14 protein-coding genes are annotated in these 14,210 nt (G+C 73.4%); 12 read left to right on the top strand and 2 right to left on the bottom strand.

The features are described from left to right. Positions 1 to 134 precede the first annotated feature (134 nt). The 4 genes from pafA to AB0C84_RS43680 all read left to right on the top strand — a co-directional run bounded on the left by pafA (position 135) and on the right by AB0C84_RS43680 (position 3,778). Positions 135 to 1,493 carry a Pup--protein ligase gene (gene pafA, locus AB0C84_RS43695; RefSeq protein ID WP_089313247.1) on the top strand — a complete coding sequence of 453 codons (1,359 nt, stop codon included), beginning with the start codon at positions 135 to 137 and terminating at the stop codon, positions 1,491 to 1,493. 132 nt (positions 1,494 to 1,625) lie between these two features. Continuing rightward, positions 1,626 to 2,558, top strand: coding sequence for an FKBP-type peptidyl-prolyl cis-trans isomerase (locus AB0C84_RS43690; protein ID WP_361078184.1), 933 nt, complete (start codon positions 1,626 to 1,628; stop codon positions 2,556 to 2,558). 45 nt (positions 2,559 to 2,603) lie between these two features. Beyond that, the gene (locus AB0C84_RS43685) at positions 2,604 to 3,260 is read left to right on the top strand and encodes a transcriptional regulator (RefSeq protein WP_361078182.1); all 657 of its coding nucleotides are present in this window, start codon (positions 2,604 to 2,606) and stop codon (positions 3,258 to 3,260) included. A 32-nt stretch (positions 3,261 to 3,292) separates the two neighbouring features. Beyond that, positions 3,293 to 3,778, top strand: coding sequence for a DUF3291 domain-containing protein (locus AB0C84_RS43680; RefSeq protein ID WP_361078179.1), 486 nt, complete (start codon positions 3,293 to 3,295; stop codon positions 3,776 to 3,778). A gap of 2 nt (positions 3,779 to 3,780) precedes the next feature. Here the strand turns inward: AB0C84_RS43680 and AB0C84_RS43675 are convergent, their stop codons facing one another. Beyond that, complete coding sequence (locus tag AB0C84_RS43675; protein WP_361078176.1) at positions 3,781 to 4,863, bottom strand: DUF3866 family protein; 1,083 nt, start codon at positions 4,861 to 4,863, stop codon at positions 3,781 to 3,783. Between the two features lie 96 nt (positions 4,864 to 4,959). Here AB0C84_RS43675 and AB0C84_RS43670 point away from each other — a divergent pair, with 96 nt between their 5' ends. From AB0C84_RS43670 to AB0C84_RS43645, 6 genes are all read left to right on the top strand, one after another. After that, positions 4,960 to 5,985: a WYL domain-containing protein gene (locus AB0C84_RS43670; RefSeq protein WP_179841720.1), complete on the top strand. Its 1,026-nt coding sequence runs from the start codon at positions 4,960 to 4,962 to the stop codon at positions 5,983 to 5,985. Further along, the gene (locus AB0C84_RS43665) at positions 5,982 to 6,995 is read left to right on the top strand and encodes a WYL domain-containing protein (RefSeq protein WP_258939881.1); all 1,014 of its coding nucleotides are present in this window, start codon (positions 5,982 to 5,984) and stop codon (positions 6,993 to 6,995) included. Before AB0C84_RS43670 ends, AB0C84_RS43665 begins: the two co-directional genes overlap by 4 nt. A gap of 23 nt (positions 6,996 to 7,018) precedes the next feature. Next, positions 7,019 to 7,240, top strand: a complete 222-nt coding sequence (locus tag AB0C84_RS43660) for a hypothetical protein (RefSeq protein ID WP_258939880.1) — start codon at positions 7,019 to 7,021, stop codon at positions 7,238 to 7,240. A 26-nt stretch (positions 7,241 to 7,266) separates the two neighbouring features. After that, a complete protein-coding gene (gene tatA / locus AB0C84_RS43655; RefSeq protein ID WP_258939879.1) occupies positions 7,267 to 7,644 on the top strand; it encodes a Sec-independent protein translocase subunit TatA in 378 nt (125 codons plus the stop codon). A 105-nt stretch (positions 7,645 to 7,749) separates the two neighbouring features. Beyond that, complete coding sequence (gene tatC, locus AB0C84_RS43650) at positions 7,750 to 8,565, top strand: twin-arginine translocase subunit TatC (protein WP_312878884.1); 816 nt, start codon at positions 7,750 to 7,752, stop codon at positions 8,563 to 8,565. 38 nt (positions 8,566 to 8,603) lie between these two features. Then, a complete protein-coding gene (locus AB0C84_RS43645; RefSeq protein ID WP_361078169.1) occupies positions 8,604 to 11,369 on the top strand; it encodes a DEAD/DEAH box helicase in 2,766 nt (921 codons plus the stop codon). Here AB0C84_RS43645 and AB0C84_RS43640 read toward each other — a convergent pair. Beyond that, a complete protein-coding gene (locus AB0C84_RS43640) occupies positions 11,366 to 12,202 on the bottom strand; it encodes an oxygenase MpaB family protein (RefSeq protein WP_361078166.1) in 837 nt (278 codons plus the stop codon). The two genes, AB0C84_RS43645 and AB0C84_RS43640, sit on opposite strands and share 4 nt — an antisense overlap. Positions 12,203 to 12,395: 193 nt before the next feature. On the opposite strand from AB0C84_RS43640, the gene AB0C84_RS43635 reads away from it, so the two are divergent. Together AB0C84_RS43635 and AB0C84_RS43630 are read left to right on the top strand one after the other, a co-directional pair. Next, on the top strand, positions 12,396 to 13,364 hold the full coding sequence (locus tag AB0C84_RS43635) for an ATP-binding cassette domain-containing protein (RefSeq protein ID WP_361078163.1): 969 nt from the start codon (positions 12,396 to 12,398) through the stop codon (positions 13,362 to 13,364). After that, a partial coding sequence (locus tag AB0C84_RS43630; RefSeq protein WP_361078160.1) for an ABC transporter permease subunit occupies positions 13,361 to 14,210 on the top strand: 850 nt, incomplete at its 3' end. The genes AB0C84_RS43635 and AB0C84_RS43630, both read left to right, overlap by 4 nt.

Raw genomic sequence — 14,210 nt, 5'->3', positions numbered from 1 at the left:
CGGGGACGGCGACACCGTCCCCGCCGCCGCGGGCCCGCGGTGTTCGGGGCGCCTTGCGGCGCGGCGCCCGCGTTCGCCGGAAACGGTGGGTCGAGAGACTGCCAAGTGACGGCCGCGCCGCATAGGGTCTTGGTGTGGACAGGCGCATCTTCGGGCTTGAGAACGAGTACGGCGTCACCTGCACCTTCCGCGGGCAGCGGCGGTTGTCACCGGACGAGGTGGCGCGCTATCTGTTCCGCAGGGTCGTGTCGTGGGGCCGCAGCAGCAACGTGTTCCTTCGCAACGGGGCCCGGCTCTACCTGGACGTGGGGAGCCATCCTGAGTACGCGACGCCGGAGTGCGACAGCGTCGTCGACCTGGTGACGCATGACAAGGCGGGCGAGCGGATCCTGGAGGGCCTCCTGGTCGACGCCGAGCGGCGGCTCCGCGAGGAGGGCATCGCCGGCGACATCTACCTGTTCAAGAACAACACCGACTCGGCCGGCAACTCCTACGGCTGCCACGAGAACTACCTGGTGGGGCGACACGGCGAGTTCGGACGGCTCGCGGACGTGCTGATCCCGTACCTGGTGACGCGGCAGATCATCTGCGGCGCCGGCAAGGTCCTGCAGACGCCCCGCGGCGCGGTGTACTGCGTGTCGCAGCGGGCCGAGCACATCTGGGAGGGCGTGTCGTCGGCGACGACGCGGTCCCGCCCGATCATCAACACCCGCGACGAGCCGCACGCGGACGCCGAGCGGTTCCGCCGCCTGCACGTGATCGTCGGCGACTCGAACATGAGCGAGACGACGATGCTGCTCAAGGTCGGGGCGACCGACCTGGTGCTGCGGATGATCGAGGCGGGGGTGGTGATGCGCGACCTCACCCTGGAGAACCCGATCCGGGCGATCCGCGAGGTCAGCCACGACATGACGGGCCGCCGCAAGGTGCGGCTGGCCAACGGCCGCGAGGCCAGCTCGCTGGAGATCCAGAAGGAGTACTACGGCAAGGCGCGCGACTTCGTGGACGCGCGGGGCGGCGACGCGACGGCCAAGCGAGTGCTGGAGCTGTGGGAGCGGACGCTGCGCGCGGTGGAGACCGGCGACCTGGACCTGGTCTCGCGCGAGATCGACTGGGTGATCAAGTACAAGCTGATCGAGCGGTACCGGCGCAAGTACGACCTGCCGCTGTCGTCGCCGCGCGTGGCCCAGCTCGACCTCACCTACCACGACGTGCACCGCGACCGCGGGCTGTACTACCTGTTGGAGAAGCGGGGGTCGGTCGACCGGGTGTCGCGCGACCTCGACATCTTCGAGGCGAAGTCGGTGCCGCCGCAGACGACGCGGGCGCGGCTGCGGGGCGAGTTCATCCGCAAGGCGCAGGAGAAGCGGCGCGACTTCACGGTGGACTGGGTCCATCTGAAGCTGAACGACCAGGCGCAGCGGACGGTGCTGTGCAAGGACCCGTTCCGTTCCGTGGACGAGCGCGTGGACAAGCTCATCGCCGGCATGTAGGCGCCTGGCGCGGCGGCCCGGGCGCGCGTCCCGGGCCGCGCGGGCCGACACGCGCACGGCAGGTTACCGGCAGGTCACCCGGGCGGTAGGGTGAGCGCGCAGTAGCGCTCACCACCCCCGAAGGACCCCCGTATGCGTCGTCGTGTTCGGTTCCTCCCCGCGGCCGTCGTGCTCGCCCTGCCGCTCGCGCTGTCCGCCGCCTGCTCGGGCGGCGCCGTGGACGTCGAGGTGAGCGGCGACTTCGGGAAGTTGCCGCAGGTGAAGTTCCCCAAGGGGGCACCCGGTGACTCCTTCGCGGTGAAGACCGTGAAGAAGGGCGAGGGAACGGCGGCGCGCAAGGGCGACCTCGTCGTGGCCGACTACGTGGGCTACCGGTGGAACAAGGGCGGGCGCAAGCTGCTGGCCAGCAGCTACTCCAAGGGCGAGCCGGGCGCCTTCCCCACCGGGCGGCTGGTGCCCGGCCTGACGAAGGCGTTCGAGGGGGTGCGGCCGGGGTCGCGGGTGGTGACCCGGATCCCGCCGAAGGACGGCTTCGGCGGCGAGGGCGACCCGAAGCACCAGGTGAGCGGCGACGACACGCTGGTGTACGTCCTGGACGTCCGGGCGGTGTACCCGCGGACGGCGGGCCCGCACGGGGCGCGCCAGGCGCCGCTGGACGAGCCGGGGCTGCCGAAGGTGGCGGACGCGGCGGCCGGGCGGGCGCCGGCGGTGACGATGCCGCGCTCGGCCCCGCCGAAGGGCCTCCAGGTCCGGACGCTGGTCAAGGGGGACGGCCCGGCGGTGCGCAAGGGCCAGCTGGTGGCGCTGCAGTACGGCGGGTACTTCTGGCGCGACGGGAAGGCGTTCAACTCCTCCTGGTCGGAGGGCCACCCGTTCGGGGCGATGATCGGGACCGGCCAGGTGATGAAGGGCTGGGACCAGGGCCTGGTGGGCCAGCGGGTGGGCAGCCGGGTGCTGCTGGTGGTGCCGCCGGCGCTCGGGTACGGGGCGAAGGGCCTGCCGCAGTTCGGCATCAAGGGTAACGACACGCTGGTGTTCGTCGTGGACCTGCTGGGCGCGCACTGAGCCGAGCGCTCTAAGTCGAGTTCCCGTCGTTCTTAGAATGGCGGGATGGAGGACATCGACGCGATCGCGCTGCTGCAGGATCCGGTGCGGCGGCGGCTGTACGAGTTCGTCGCGGGGCAGGGCCGCGAGGTGGGGCGGGGGGAGGCCGCCGAGGCGGCCGGCGTCGCGCGGACCCTGGCGGCCTTCCACCTGGACAAGCTGGTCGACGCCGGTCTCCTGGAGGCCGGCAGCAGGCGGCTGACGGGGCGTTCCGGGCCCGGGGCGGGCCGCCCGGCGAAGGTCTACCGGCGCTCGTCGGCGGAGTGGGACGTCTCGGTGCCCGCCCGCGACTACCGGACGGCGGCGGGGCTGCTGGCCGAGGCGGCCGAGTCGGCCGGCCTCGACATGGAGCTCCAGGACGCGGCCCGCCGCAAGGGGAGGGCGCTGCGCGGCCGGGGCGGCTCCTTCGGCACTCTGGACGACCTCGCGGAGGTGCTGGCCGGCCGCGGCTACGAGCCGGTCATGGACGAGGACGGCGCCGTCCTGCGCATGCGCAACTGCCCCTTCCATGTGGTCGCCGAGCAGTTCCCGCCGCTGGTCTGCGGGATGAACCTGGCGCTGCTCGAAGGGCTGGTGGAGGGCTCGCGGGTCCGGGTCCGGATGGATCCGCGGCCCGGCTGGTGCTGCGTCGCGGCCGCGGCTTCTAAAAACAATGAACATTGACATAGAAGTGGGGAGCGTGGTGGGGTGAGCCCATGAGCACACGGACCCGGTACCACCTCGCGCAGTTCAACCTCGCCACGCTCCGCTTCCCCCTCGCCGACCCGCGCATGGCCGACTTCGTCGCGCTGGTGGAGCCGGTCAACGCGCTCGCCGACGGCACGCCGGGGTTCGTCTGGCGCCTGGTGGAGGAGGGGGAGGCCGACGCCACCGGGATGCGCCCCGCCGGCGACGACGTCATCGTCAACTTCTCGGTGTGGGAGTCGGCGGAGGCGCTGTGGGACTTCGTCTACCGCAGCGCCCATCTGGAGACGATGCGGCGCCGGCGCGAGTGGTTCCGGCGGCACGTGGACGCGCATCTCGTCCTGTGGTGGGTGCCGGCGGGCCACGTCCCGAGCGTCGGCGAGGCCCTGGAGCGCCTCGCGCTGCTCCGCGCGGACGGCCCCTCGCCGCGGGCGTTCACGTTCAGCTCGTCCTTCACCGCCGAGGAGGCCGCGGGCGCCGAGCCCGCGGCGCTCTGAGGTCAGCCGAGCAGGGCGGCCGTGTGACGGCCCGCGGCGGCCGCCGTGAGGAAGTAGGGGAGGTCCTCGTCCAGGCGGCGGCCCATGGTCGACAGCCGGACGCCCCAGTCCTTCTCGGCGGCCCTGAGGGTCTCGTGGAGGCCGTCGACGGGGACGGGGACGAGCCGGTGCCGGTCGCCCAGCGGCGCGGCCCCGGCGGCGACGCGGGCGCCGAAGTGGCCGCCGAGCTCGGGGACGGGGATGTCGGCGCGGGTCAGCGCCACGCGCCCGTAGGCGGTCAGGGAGTGGTGCGAGACACCGAGGTGGCGCTCGCGGGCGTCGCCCTCACTGACCCGCAGCGACCCCACCGGCCGCCCGCCCAGCACGGACGCGGCGTTGACGGCCTCGCCCGCCGAAACGCCCGAGAAGCCCCATTTGGTGCCCGTGCCCAGGTTGCCGGGCCCCTGGGCGAGGACCACCACGTCGGCCTCCAGCACGAGCCGCGCGGCCAGCAGGCCGGTGTGGACGGTGACGGCCTCCAGGTCGCCGCCGAACGCCTGCCCCACGGTGACGGTCGCGGCGAGGGCCCCGGCGTCCTTCAGCCGGGCGATCGACATCGAGAACCACGCCGGCAGCGCCCCGCCGTCCGGCATCACGTAGACGACCCGCGCGTCCGGGCGCGCGGCCAGCAGGGCGGCCAGGATCGGGGGCAGCGCGGAGTGCAGGTCGGCGATGATGACGGGCATCGCGTCCAGCGAGTCGGCGTCGCGCAGGACCGCGTGGTGGGGCGAGTCCTGCTCGTCGGCGCCGAGGACGGTGGCCTGCAGCGGGGTGTAGCGGGCCTTGACCAGGTGGCCCGGCCCCTCCGGGTCGGGCGGGAGCCGGTCCGGGACCGCGACGACCATGGCGTACCCGCCGGTGCCGAGCCCCATCGCCAAGGCCGTAGTGTTGAGCAGGACGGTGTCGCCCGGTTCGGGCCTTCCCACCAGGGCGGGATAGGCCAGGGCCCGGTGCGTCCCCTCGCCCCCGATCGAGACGTCCAGCTCGACCGCCCCCGGCCATTCGCGGCGGATGTCCTCGACTGTGCCTTTGCGCCATCGGATCACACCGGGAAACGGTAGCGTCCTGCAGGACGGCACGTGGGGACGATCGGCACGCCGGCCGGGGTTCGGGGCTCACGGAGGGAACGAGGTGGTGGCGGAGTGTCGCGGCGCAAGACCGAGCGGCTGCTGAACCTGGTGGTCTGCCTGCTCGCCACCCGGCGCTATCTGACGGCCGAGCAGATCCGCCGGGCGGTGCCCGGCTACCCCGACTCCGACGAGGCGTTCAAGCGCATGTTCGAGCGGGACAAGGAGGAGCTGCGCGAGCTCGGCGTCCCGCTGGAGGTCGGCAGCGACCAGCAGGGCGGCGGCGGCGAGGAGATCGGCTACCGGATCCCCCCGCAGGCCTACGAGCTGCCCGAGATCCACCTGAGCCCGGACGAGGCGGCGGTGCTGGGCCTGGCGGCGCGGGTGTGGCAGCGCGCCAGCATGGCCGAGGCGGCGTCGGGGGCGCTGCTGAAGCTGCGCGCGGCCGGGGTGGAGACCGACGTGGCCGCCGCGACGGGCATCGAGCCGCGGGTGAACACCCAGGACCCGTCCTTCCCGGCCCTGTGGGAGGCGGTGCGCGACGGCCGCCCGGTCGCGTTCGACTACCAGGGCATCGGGCGCACGTCGGTGGCGCGCCGGCACCTGGACCCGTGGGGCGTGGTGAGCCGGCGGGGCCGCTGGTACGTGGTCGGCTTCGACCGCGACCGCGACGAGCAGCGGGTGTTCCGGCTGAGCCGCATCGTCGGGGACGTCGCGCCGGACGGCCCGCCCGGGTCGGTGACGGTCCCGGACGGGGTCGACGTGCGGCGCATCGCGTTCGACTGGAGCGAGCCGCTCGGCGAGCCCCGCCCGGCGACGGTCCGGCTGCGCCGCGGCGCGGCGCAGGGCCCGCGGCGGTGGGCCCGCGACGTCCGCCCGGTCGAGGAGCCGGCCTGGGACGGCGAGTGGGACGAGGCGGTCCTGACCTTCGGAGACGTCGACCGGTTCGCGCCCTACCTCGCGCGGTTCGCCGACGACGTGGTGGTCCTCGATCCGCCGGACCTGCGCGAGGCGGTGGTGCAGCACCTGAAGTCGGTGCTGGCCGCGGCCGGCGCGCACCCGGAGGGGCACGGCGAGCAGGGGGAGATGAACGGCCGATGACGGCGAAGACAGCGGCGAAGACAGCGGCGAAGTCGGCGACGACGTCCACCGACCGGCTCGCGCGCCTGCTGGCGCTCGTCCCGTACGTGGTGAACCGCGACTCCGTGCTGCTCGGCGAGGCGGCCGCCGCGTTCGGGGTGACCGAGAAGCAGCTGATCGACGACCTGAACCTGCTGTGGTGCGTGGAGCTGCGCGCGCCCGACCCTTACTGCCCGATCGACCTGTCCTACGAGGGCGGGGAGATCACGGTGGCGGAGGCGGAGTCGATCGCCCGGCCGCTGCGGCTGAAGGTGGACGAGGCGAGCGCGCTGCTGGTGGCGCTGCGGATGCTGGCCGAGATCCCCGAGCTGCACGACCGCGACGCGCTCAGCCGCGTCATCGCCAAGCTGGAGAGCGCGGCGGGCGCGGCCGCGGCGGTGTCCAGCAAGGTCGCCGTGGAGGTGGACGCCCGGGGCGGTTCGGCCGACCCGGCCCGCACCGCGGTCGGCGTGCTGCGCGAGGCGATCGCGGCGGGCCGCCGCGTCCACCTGACCTACTACGTCCCGGCGCGGGACGAGAACACCGAGCGCGACGTCGACCCGATGCGGCTGCTGGTCGTGGAGGGGACCACCTACCTGGAGGGCTGGTGCCGCCGGGCCGAGGGGGTGCGGCTGTTCAAGCTGGACCGGATCGCCGACCTGTCGATGCTGGACGTGCCCGCCGAAGTGCCGGACGACGCGGAGCCGATCGACGTGGACGCCGGCCTGTTCCGCCCCTCGCCCCAGGACGAGGCGGTCACCCTGGAGCTGTCCCCGCGCGGCCGGTGGGTCGCCGACTACTACCCGTGCGAGAGCGTGGAGGAACTGGGGGAGGGGCGGCTACGGGTCGTCCTGCGCACTCCGGACGCGCGCTGGGTGCGGGGCCTGGCACTCCGGCTCGGCGACCAGGGCCGCGTCGTGGCCCCGGAGGCGATCGCGGCCGGCGTGCGCGACGACGCGGCGCGGGCACTGGCCCGGTACGGTCTGGCGTGAGCCGATCGGATAGCGTGGCGGATGTGGCGTGGGTCTCGGTGTCGGTGGCGCTCGGTTTCGCCGGGCTGGCCGTGCTCGCCTGGTGCGCGTTCAAGGTGTGGCTCGGCGTGCGGCGGTTCGGACGTGAACTGGAACGCACCAGGCGCCGGCTCGAGCCGGAACGGTCGGCGCTGCGCGATGAACTCTCCCGGCTGGAAGACGATCGATCGCCACAACCGCCCGGGGACGGCGTACGATCGTCCTGAGTGTCACCTGTTGAAGAGGACTGCACATGCCGAACATCGGGACCCCCGAACTGCTCATCATCCTGCTGGTCGTCGTCCTGATCTTCGGGTCGGCGAAGCTGCCCCAGCTCGCCCGTTCGCTGGGCAAGTCGGCGCGCATCCTGAAGGCCGAGACCAAGGGCCTGCGCGAGGACGATGACGACGCGCCCGCCGACCGGCCCGCCAAGACCATGCCGTCCTCGCAGCCGACCTCGCAGGGCGACGACGCGCGCGACAGGGCGGCGCGGCTGCGCGAGGAGGCGGCCCGGCTCGAGCGCGAGGCGGCGGCCTCCGAGAGCGGGCAGCGGTCCCGCGGCGCGCTGGGCTCGGGCGAGCCGATCCAGGGTGTCCCGGTGTCGGACCCCGGTCAGGCGCGCAAGGGCTGACCCGGCCCCGCGCCACGACCCCGCCCGCCACCCCCGAGCCGAATGCCGACGATGAAGCTGAACAGGCGCGAAGCCGCCGCCGCCCCCGACGGTCGCATGCCCCTCATGGACCACCTCCGTGAGCTGCGGAACAGGCTGATCAAGGCCGTGCTGGCCTTCGCGGTGGGCGCGGTCCTCGGCTGGCTGCTGTTTGACCCCGTCTGGGACTTCCTCAAGCAGCCGTACTGCTCGCTGCCCCAGTCCCACGTGGTCGACAAGGACCAGTGCTCCCTGTTCGTCAACGGGATCTTCTCCTCGTTCTTCCTGAAGCTGAAGATCTCCTGCATCATCGGCGGGGTCGTCTCCTCGCCGTTCTGGCTGTACCAGCTCTGGGCGTTCGTGGCGCCCGGCCTGTACCAGCGGGAGCGGCGCTGGACGTACGTGTTCCTCGGCGCCGCCGTCCCGCTGTTCTTCGTCGGCACCGCCCTGGCCTACCTCACCGTCGACAAGGGCCTGGCGATCTTCCTGGGCTTCGTCGCCGACGACGTCAAGCCCCTGATCACGGTCGACAGCTACCTCAGCTACGTGCTGACGATGCTGCTGGTGTTCGGGCTGACGTTCGAGCTCCCGCTGTTCGTGGTCGTGCTGAACATGGCGGGCGTGCTGAGCTCGTCGCGGATCCGCCGGTCCCAGCGCCTGATCCTGTTCGGCATCTTCGTGTTCGCGGCGGTCGCCACGCCGAGCGCCGACCCGTTCACGATGCTCGCGCTCGCGCTGCCGACCGTCCTGCTGTTCGAGATCGCCGCGCTGCTGGCCTTCCTCAACGACCGCAGGCGGGCCCGCCGGCCCGACCCGTACGCGGGCCTGGCCGACGACGAGGTCTCGCCCCTTGACCTCGAGTCGATCGACGCGGAGCTGGAGAAGGGCGACCGGGCCCGCTGATTGGGTATCGGGCCGGTCGAAACCGTAGGCTCGATGGTATGACCACCCCCGACACCACGTCGGCCGGACAGACCCCGGCCCAGCGCTACGCCGCCTACCGCCGGCGCACCGCCGGGCACGGCCCGGCCCTGCTGGACTTCCGGACGCTGTACGACTTCGAGCTCGACGCGTTCCAGCTGGAGGCGTGCCAGGCCCTGGAGGACGGCAGCGGCGTGCTGGTCGCCGCCCCCACCGGTTCCGGGAAGACGGTGGTGGGGGAGTTCGCGGTCCACCTCGCCCTGACCGGCGGCACCAAGTGCTTCTACACCACGCCGATCAAGGCGCTGTCGAACCAGAAGTACGCCGACCTCGTCCGCCGGTACGGCCCCGAGAAGGTGGGCCTGCTGACCGGCGACAACAGCGTCAACGGGGAGGCCCCGATCGTCGTCATGACGACCGAGGTCCTGCGCAACATGCTGTACGCGGGCTCGCAGACCCTCGCCGGGCTGGCGTTCGTCGTGATGGACGAGGTGCACTACCTCGCCGACCGGTTCCGCGGCGCCGTCTGGGAAGAGGTGATCATCCACGTTCCGGACTCGGTGCGGATCGTGGCGCTGTCGGCGACCGTCAGCAACGCCGAGGAGTTCGGCGAGTGGCTGCACGAGGTCCGCGGCGACACAGCGGTGATCGTGGACGAGCACCGCCCCGTCCCGCTGTTCCAGCACATGCTGGTGGGGACGCGGCTGTACGACCTGTTCGTCGACACCGGCAAGGGCGGGGACCGTGCCCGGCTGAACCCGCAGCTGACCCGGATGGCGGTGGAGGAGGTCCGGCGCGCCAAGGTCAACCAGGGGCGCCGCACCGGCCGCCGCCGGGCCCCGCGCCCGCAGCGGTTCCGGCCGCCGCCCCGGCCGGAGGTGATCGAGCGGCTGGACCGTGCCGGGCTGCTCCCGGCGATCACGTTCATCTTCAGCCGCGCCGGCTGCGACGCCGCCGTCCTGCAGTGCCTGCACGCCGGGATCCGGCTGACCTCCAAGGAGGAGGCCGAGGAGATCCGCGCGCACGCCGAGCTGCGCACCGCCGACATCGCGCCGGAGGACCTGCGGATCCTCGGCTACGGCGACTTCCGGGAGGCCCTGGAGCGCGGCGTCGCCGCCCACCACGCCGGGATGCTCCCCACGTTCAAGGAGATCGTCGAGGAGCTGTTCACCCGCGGGATGATCAAGGCGGTGTTCGCCACCGAGACGCTCGCGCTCGGCATCAACATGCCCGCCCGCACCGTGGTGATCGAGAAGCTGGACAAGTGGAACGGCGAGGCCCACGTCGACCTCACCCCGGGCGAGTACACCCAGCTGACCGGGCGCGCCGGGCGGCGCGGCATCGACGTCGAGGGCCACGCCGTCGTGGTGTGGGGCCCGAGCGTCGAGCCCGCGTCGGTGGCCGGGCTGGCCGGCACCCGCACCTACCCGCTGAACTCCAGCTTCCGGCCGTCCTACAACATGGCCGTCAACCTCGTCGGGGCCGTCGGCCTCGAACGGGCCCGCACGCTCCTGGAGGAGTCGTTCGCGCAGTTCCAGGCCGACCGCGCCGTCGTCGGCCTGGCCCGGCAGGTGCACAAGAACGAGGAGGCCCTCCAGGGCTACGCCAAGGCCGCCGAGTGCCATCTCGGCGACTTCATGGAGTACGCCGCGATGCGGCGGAGCCTGTCGGACCGCGAGTCCGAGCTGTCGCGCGAGCGCGCCGGAGCGCGCCGCGCGGAGGCGGCCCGGTCCCTGGAGCGGCTGCGTCCGGGCGACGTCATCCTCGTCCCGTCCGGGCGGCGCTCGGGCCTGGCGGTCGTCCTGGACCCGGGCGTCGGCCGCCGCTCCGACGGGCCCGCGCCGCTCGTGCTGACCGTGAACCGGTCCGTGCAGCGGCTGTCGATCCAGGACTTCCCGCGCGCCGTCGAACCCGTCGAGCGGATCCGCGTCCCGAAGTCCTTCAGCCCCCGCAACCCGCAGGACCGCCGCGACCTGGCGTCCACGCTGCGCAACAAGGTGCCCGACGACGTGCGCGAGCGCAAACGCTCGCGCGGCGACTCGCCCGCCGCCGACGACGCCGAGATCACCCGGCTGCGCGCCGAGCTGCGCGCGCATCCGGTGCACGGCTGCGACAAGCGCGAGGACCACGCCCGCTGGGCCGAGCGCTACCACCGCCTGGACCGCGAGACCGAGCAGCTGCGGCGCCGCGTGGAGGGCCGCTCACAGGTCATCGCCCGCACGTTCGACCGCGTCTGCGCCGTCCTGCAGCAGCTCGGCTACCTCGACGGCGACTCCGTCACCGCCGAGGGCCGCCGCCTCGGCCGCATCTACAACGAGCTGGACCTGCTCACCGCCGAAAGCCTGCGCGAGGGCCTGTGGGAGAAGCTCGGCCCGGCCGAGCTGGCCGCGTGCGTGTCCGCCCTCGTCTACGAGTCGCGGCAGCCCGACGACGCCACGCCGCCCCGCACGCCCCCGGGCCCGGCGCAGGACGCGCTGGCCGCCATGGTGCGGCTCTGGGGCCAGCTGGAGGGCGTCGAGCGCGACAACCGCGTCTCGTTCCTGCGCGAGCCCGACCTCGGCTTCGCGTGGACCGCCTACCGGTGGGCCAAGGGCGACGAGCTCGACGAGGTGCTGATGGAGAGCGACCTCACCGCGGGCGACTTCGTCCGGGCCGTCAAGCAGCTCCTCGACCTTCTCGGCCAGGTCACCGACGCCGCGCCCGCCAACAGCCACCTCCGCAAGACCGCCCGCCGCGCCATGGACGCCATGCGCCGCGGCGTGGTCGCCTACTCGTCCGTCGCCTAGGCGGCCCTGCGCCGCGCCCGGCGGGCCGAGAGCGTCCGGTTCACGCGGTAGGCGGCCAGCCGGACCAGCAGGCGCTCCGGCGGGCGCCTCAGCGGGGCGGGGGTCAGGCGGCGGCCGAGGCGGGCCGTCCGCAGGAGCGCGCCGGCCGTCCGGCGGCGTGCCGGGGTCCACGGCAGCCCGAACTGGTCCCGCAGCTCGTCCGGCAGGAGCGCGGCCGTGAGGAGGCGGAAGACGGCGAGCGCGGGCGCCAGGGCGCGCAGGCGGCGGGGCCACAGGACGGCGGCGGCGACCTCGCGGGCGGTGCCGGTGACCTCCAGGGCGGCGAGCGTGGCGGCCATGTACGCGCGGAACGCGGCGAGGTCGGGCGGCTGCGACTCCAGGGGGCAGCCGAGGACCTCGGCGACGACCCGCGCCTGCCGGTAGTAGGCCTCGGCCAGGGCGGGGTCGCCGCCCCGTATGACGTGCTCGTGGACGTGCAGGGCCGAGTCGATGAGGGTCGCGTTGACCCAGAGCTGGAGGTCCGGGGCGTTGCCGGAGTAGCCCTCGCCGCGCACGGTGGTGTGGATGCCGCGGACCTTCGCCGCGATGCGCGCCACCTGCTCCGGCGTGCCGAAGGTGACGATCAGCAGGAAGTCGAGGGTGCCGAACAGCCGCGCCAGGGGGCGCTCGGCGAAGTCGCTGTGCTCGGCGACGCCGCGCGCCACGGCCGGGTGGGCGAGCTGCATGAGCAGGGCCCGGCCGGCCGCGAGGCCGACCAGCGGCTCGGCGGCGAGGGTCCGCAGCACGTCGCGGTCGGCGAGGGGGTCGGGCGTGATCTGGGACGGGGCGGTCACGGCGCCTCCCGGCGGTCGGATCGTGCCCGGCCATCCTCGCGCACCTATTGGCAGACGGTCAATAAGGGCGCCGCGGCGCCGCGCCCCTCCGCCGGGCGCCCAATGATCCGCACTGCGGAGGATCCGGTCCGCGCCCCGGGGCACTAGTGTGATTCCGGTCACCGAACCACTACCGAGAGACGCCGGGAGAGGCATGATCGAGGCGGAGAACCTCACCAAGCGCTACGGCGACAGGACGGCCGTGGACGACCTATCGTTCACGGTGGTCCCCGGGCGGGTCACCGGGTTCCTCGGCCCCAACGGCGCCGGGAAGTCGACCACCATGCGGCTGCTGCTCGGCCTGGACCGCCCCGACCGCGGGGACGCCCGGATCCACGGCCGCCACTACCGCGACCTGAACGCGCCGATGCGCGTCGTCGGGGCGCTGCTGGAGGCGCGGGCCGTTCACACCGGCCGCAGTGCCTACAACCACCTGCTGTGCCTCGCCCAGACGCAGGGCATCGGCAAGAAGCGCGTCGACGAGGTGGTCGAGCTCGTCGGCCTCGGCGGCGTCGCCCGCAAACGCGCCGGCGGCTTCTCGCTGGGTATGGGGCAGCGGCTCGGCATCGCCGCCGCGCTGCTCGGCGACCCGTCCGTGCTCGTCTTGGACGAGCCCGTCAACGGCCTCGATCCGGAGGGCATCGTCTGGATCCGCACGCTCATGCAGAGGCTCGCCGCCGAGGGGCGCACGGTGTTCGTCTCCAGCCACCTGATGAACGAGATGGCCGTCACCGCCGAGCACCTCATCGTCGTCGGCCGCGGCCGGCTGATCGCGGACTGCTCCACCGAGGAGTTCATCGAGCGCAGCACCGAGAAGGCGGTGATCGTCCGCAGCCCGGACGCGGCCCGCCTCGCCGACCTCGTCACCGCCGAGGGGGGCAAGGCGTCCGCGCAGGAGGAGGGGCTGCTCAACGTCTCCCACATGGAGGCGCCCCGCGTCGGGGAGCTCGCCGCGGCCGAGGGCATCGTGCTGCACGAGCTCACCCCGACCCGCGGCTCGCTGGAGTCGGCGTTCATGGAACTGACCCGCGACAGCGTCGAGTACGGCGGAGCCGGCGAGCCCGCGCCGGCGGCCGTCCCCGCGCCGAGTGCCGTCCCCGTCGAGGAGGGGGAGAACCGATGACCACGGCCACCGCCACGCCCGCCGCGGAGCCCGCGGCCCACCCCCGCCCCGGCTTCGGGCGCCTCCTGCTCTCGGAGTGGACGAAGATCCGCACCGTGCGGTCCACGCTGTGGACGCTGATCCTGCTCGTCGTCGTGGACCTCGGATTCACCGCGCTGCTGGTCGGCGTCACCGTCGCGCAGTGGGACAACACCAACCCCGCCGACCGCGCCTCCGTCGTCGCCGACCCGACCGGTTTCATCCTCGGCAGCGGCTTCTTCCTCGGCCAGCTGACCATCTGCGTGCTCGGCGTGCTGGTGATCGCGTCGGAGTACTCCACCGGCATGATCCGCGCGAGCCTGCTCGCGGTGCCGAAGCGGCTGCCCGTCCTGTGGGCGAAGGCCCTGGTGTTCGGTGCGGTCGTCTTCGTCCTCGGCGTCGTGGTGTCGTTCGTCTCGTTCTTCATCGGCTCGGCGCTCATCGGGGACAAGGCAGAGGTGTCGCTGAGCGACGAGGGCGTGCTGCGCGCCGTCATCGGCGGCGGCCTGTACCTGGCGATGCTCGGGCTCTTCGCCCTGGCGATCGGCGCCATCGTGCGGCACACCGCCGGAGGCATCACCGGTGTCATCGGGTTCGTGCTGGTGCTGACGCCGCTCGCCACGCTGCTGCCCGGCAGCATCGGCGACCACGTCAGCGCCTACCTGCCGTCCCAGGCGGGTCAGCTGATCGCCAAGTCCGCCCAGGGGGAGAACGACCTGCTGACCCCCTGGCAGCCCCACCCTCGGGACGGCCGTGACGCGCGGCTCGTCCCCGAACGGGACGCGGCTCCAGCCGTCCAGCCACAGCTCGCCGCCCTCCAGGTGGCAG

This window comes from Actinomadura sp. NPDC048955 (assembly GCF_040649435.1).
Classification (GTDB): Bacteria; Actinomycetota; Actinomycetes; order Streptosporangiales; family Streptosporangiaceae; genus Spirillospora; species Spirillospora luteofluorescens.
This window is presented reverse-complemented; position numbering and strand designations above follow the sequence as displayed.

Bases quoted from the DNA above. Each gene is read 5' to 3' on its own strand.
- AB0C84_RS43645 (WP_361078169.1), top strand. From the start codon at position 8,604: ATGACCACCCCCGACACCACGTCGGCCGGACAGACCCCGGCCCAGCGC.
- AB0C84_RS43690 (WP_361078184.1), top strand. From the start codon at position 1,626: ATGCGTCGTCGTGTTCGGTTCCTCCCCGCGGCCGTCGTGCTCGCCCTG.
- AB0C84_RS43685 (WP_361078182.1), top strand. From the start codon at position 2,604: ATGGAGGACATCGACGCGATCGCGCTGCTGCAGGATCCGGTGCGGCGG.
- AB0C84_RS43665 (WP_258939881.1), top strand. From the start codon at position 5,982: ATGACGGCGAAGACAGCGGCGAAGACAGCGGCGAAGTCGGCGACGACG.
- tatC (WP_312878884.1), top strand. From the start codon at position 7,750: ATGGACCACCTCCGTGAGCTGCGGAACAGGCTGATCAAGGCCGTGCTG.
- AB0C84_RS43680 (WP_361078179.1), top strand. From the start codon at position 3,293: ATGAGCACACGGACCCGGTACCACCTCGCGCAGTTCAACCTCGCCACG.
- AB0C84_RS43635 (WP_361078163.1), top strand. From the start codon at position 12,396: ATGATCGAGGCGGAGAACCTCACCAAGCGCTACGGCGACAGGACGGCC.
- tatA (WP_258939879.1), top strand. From the start codon at position 7,267: ATGCCGAACATCGGGACCCCCGAACTGCTCATCATCCTGCTGGTCGTC.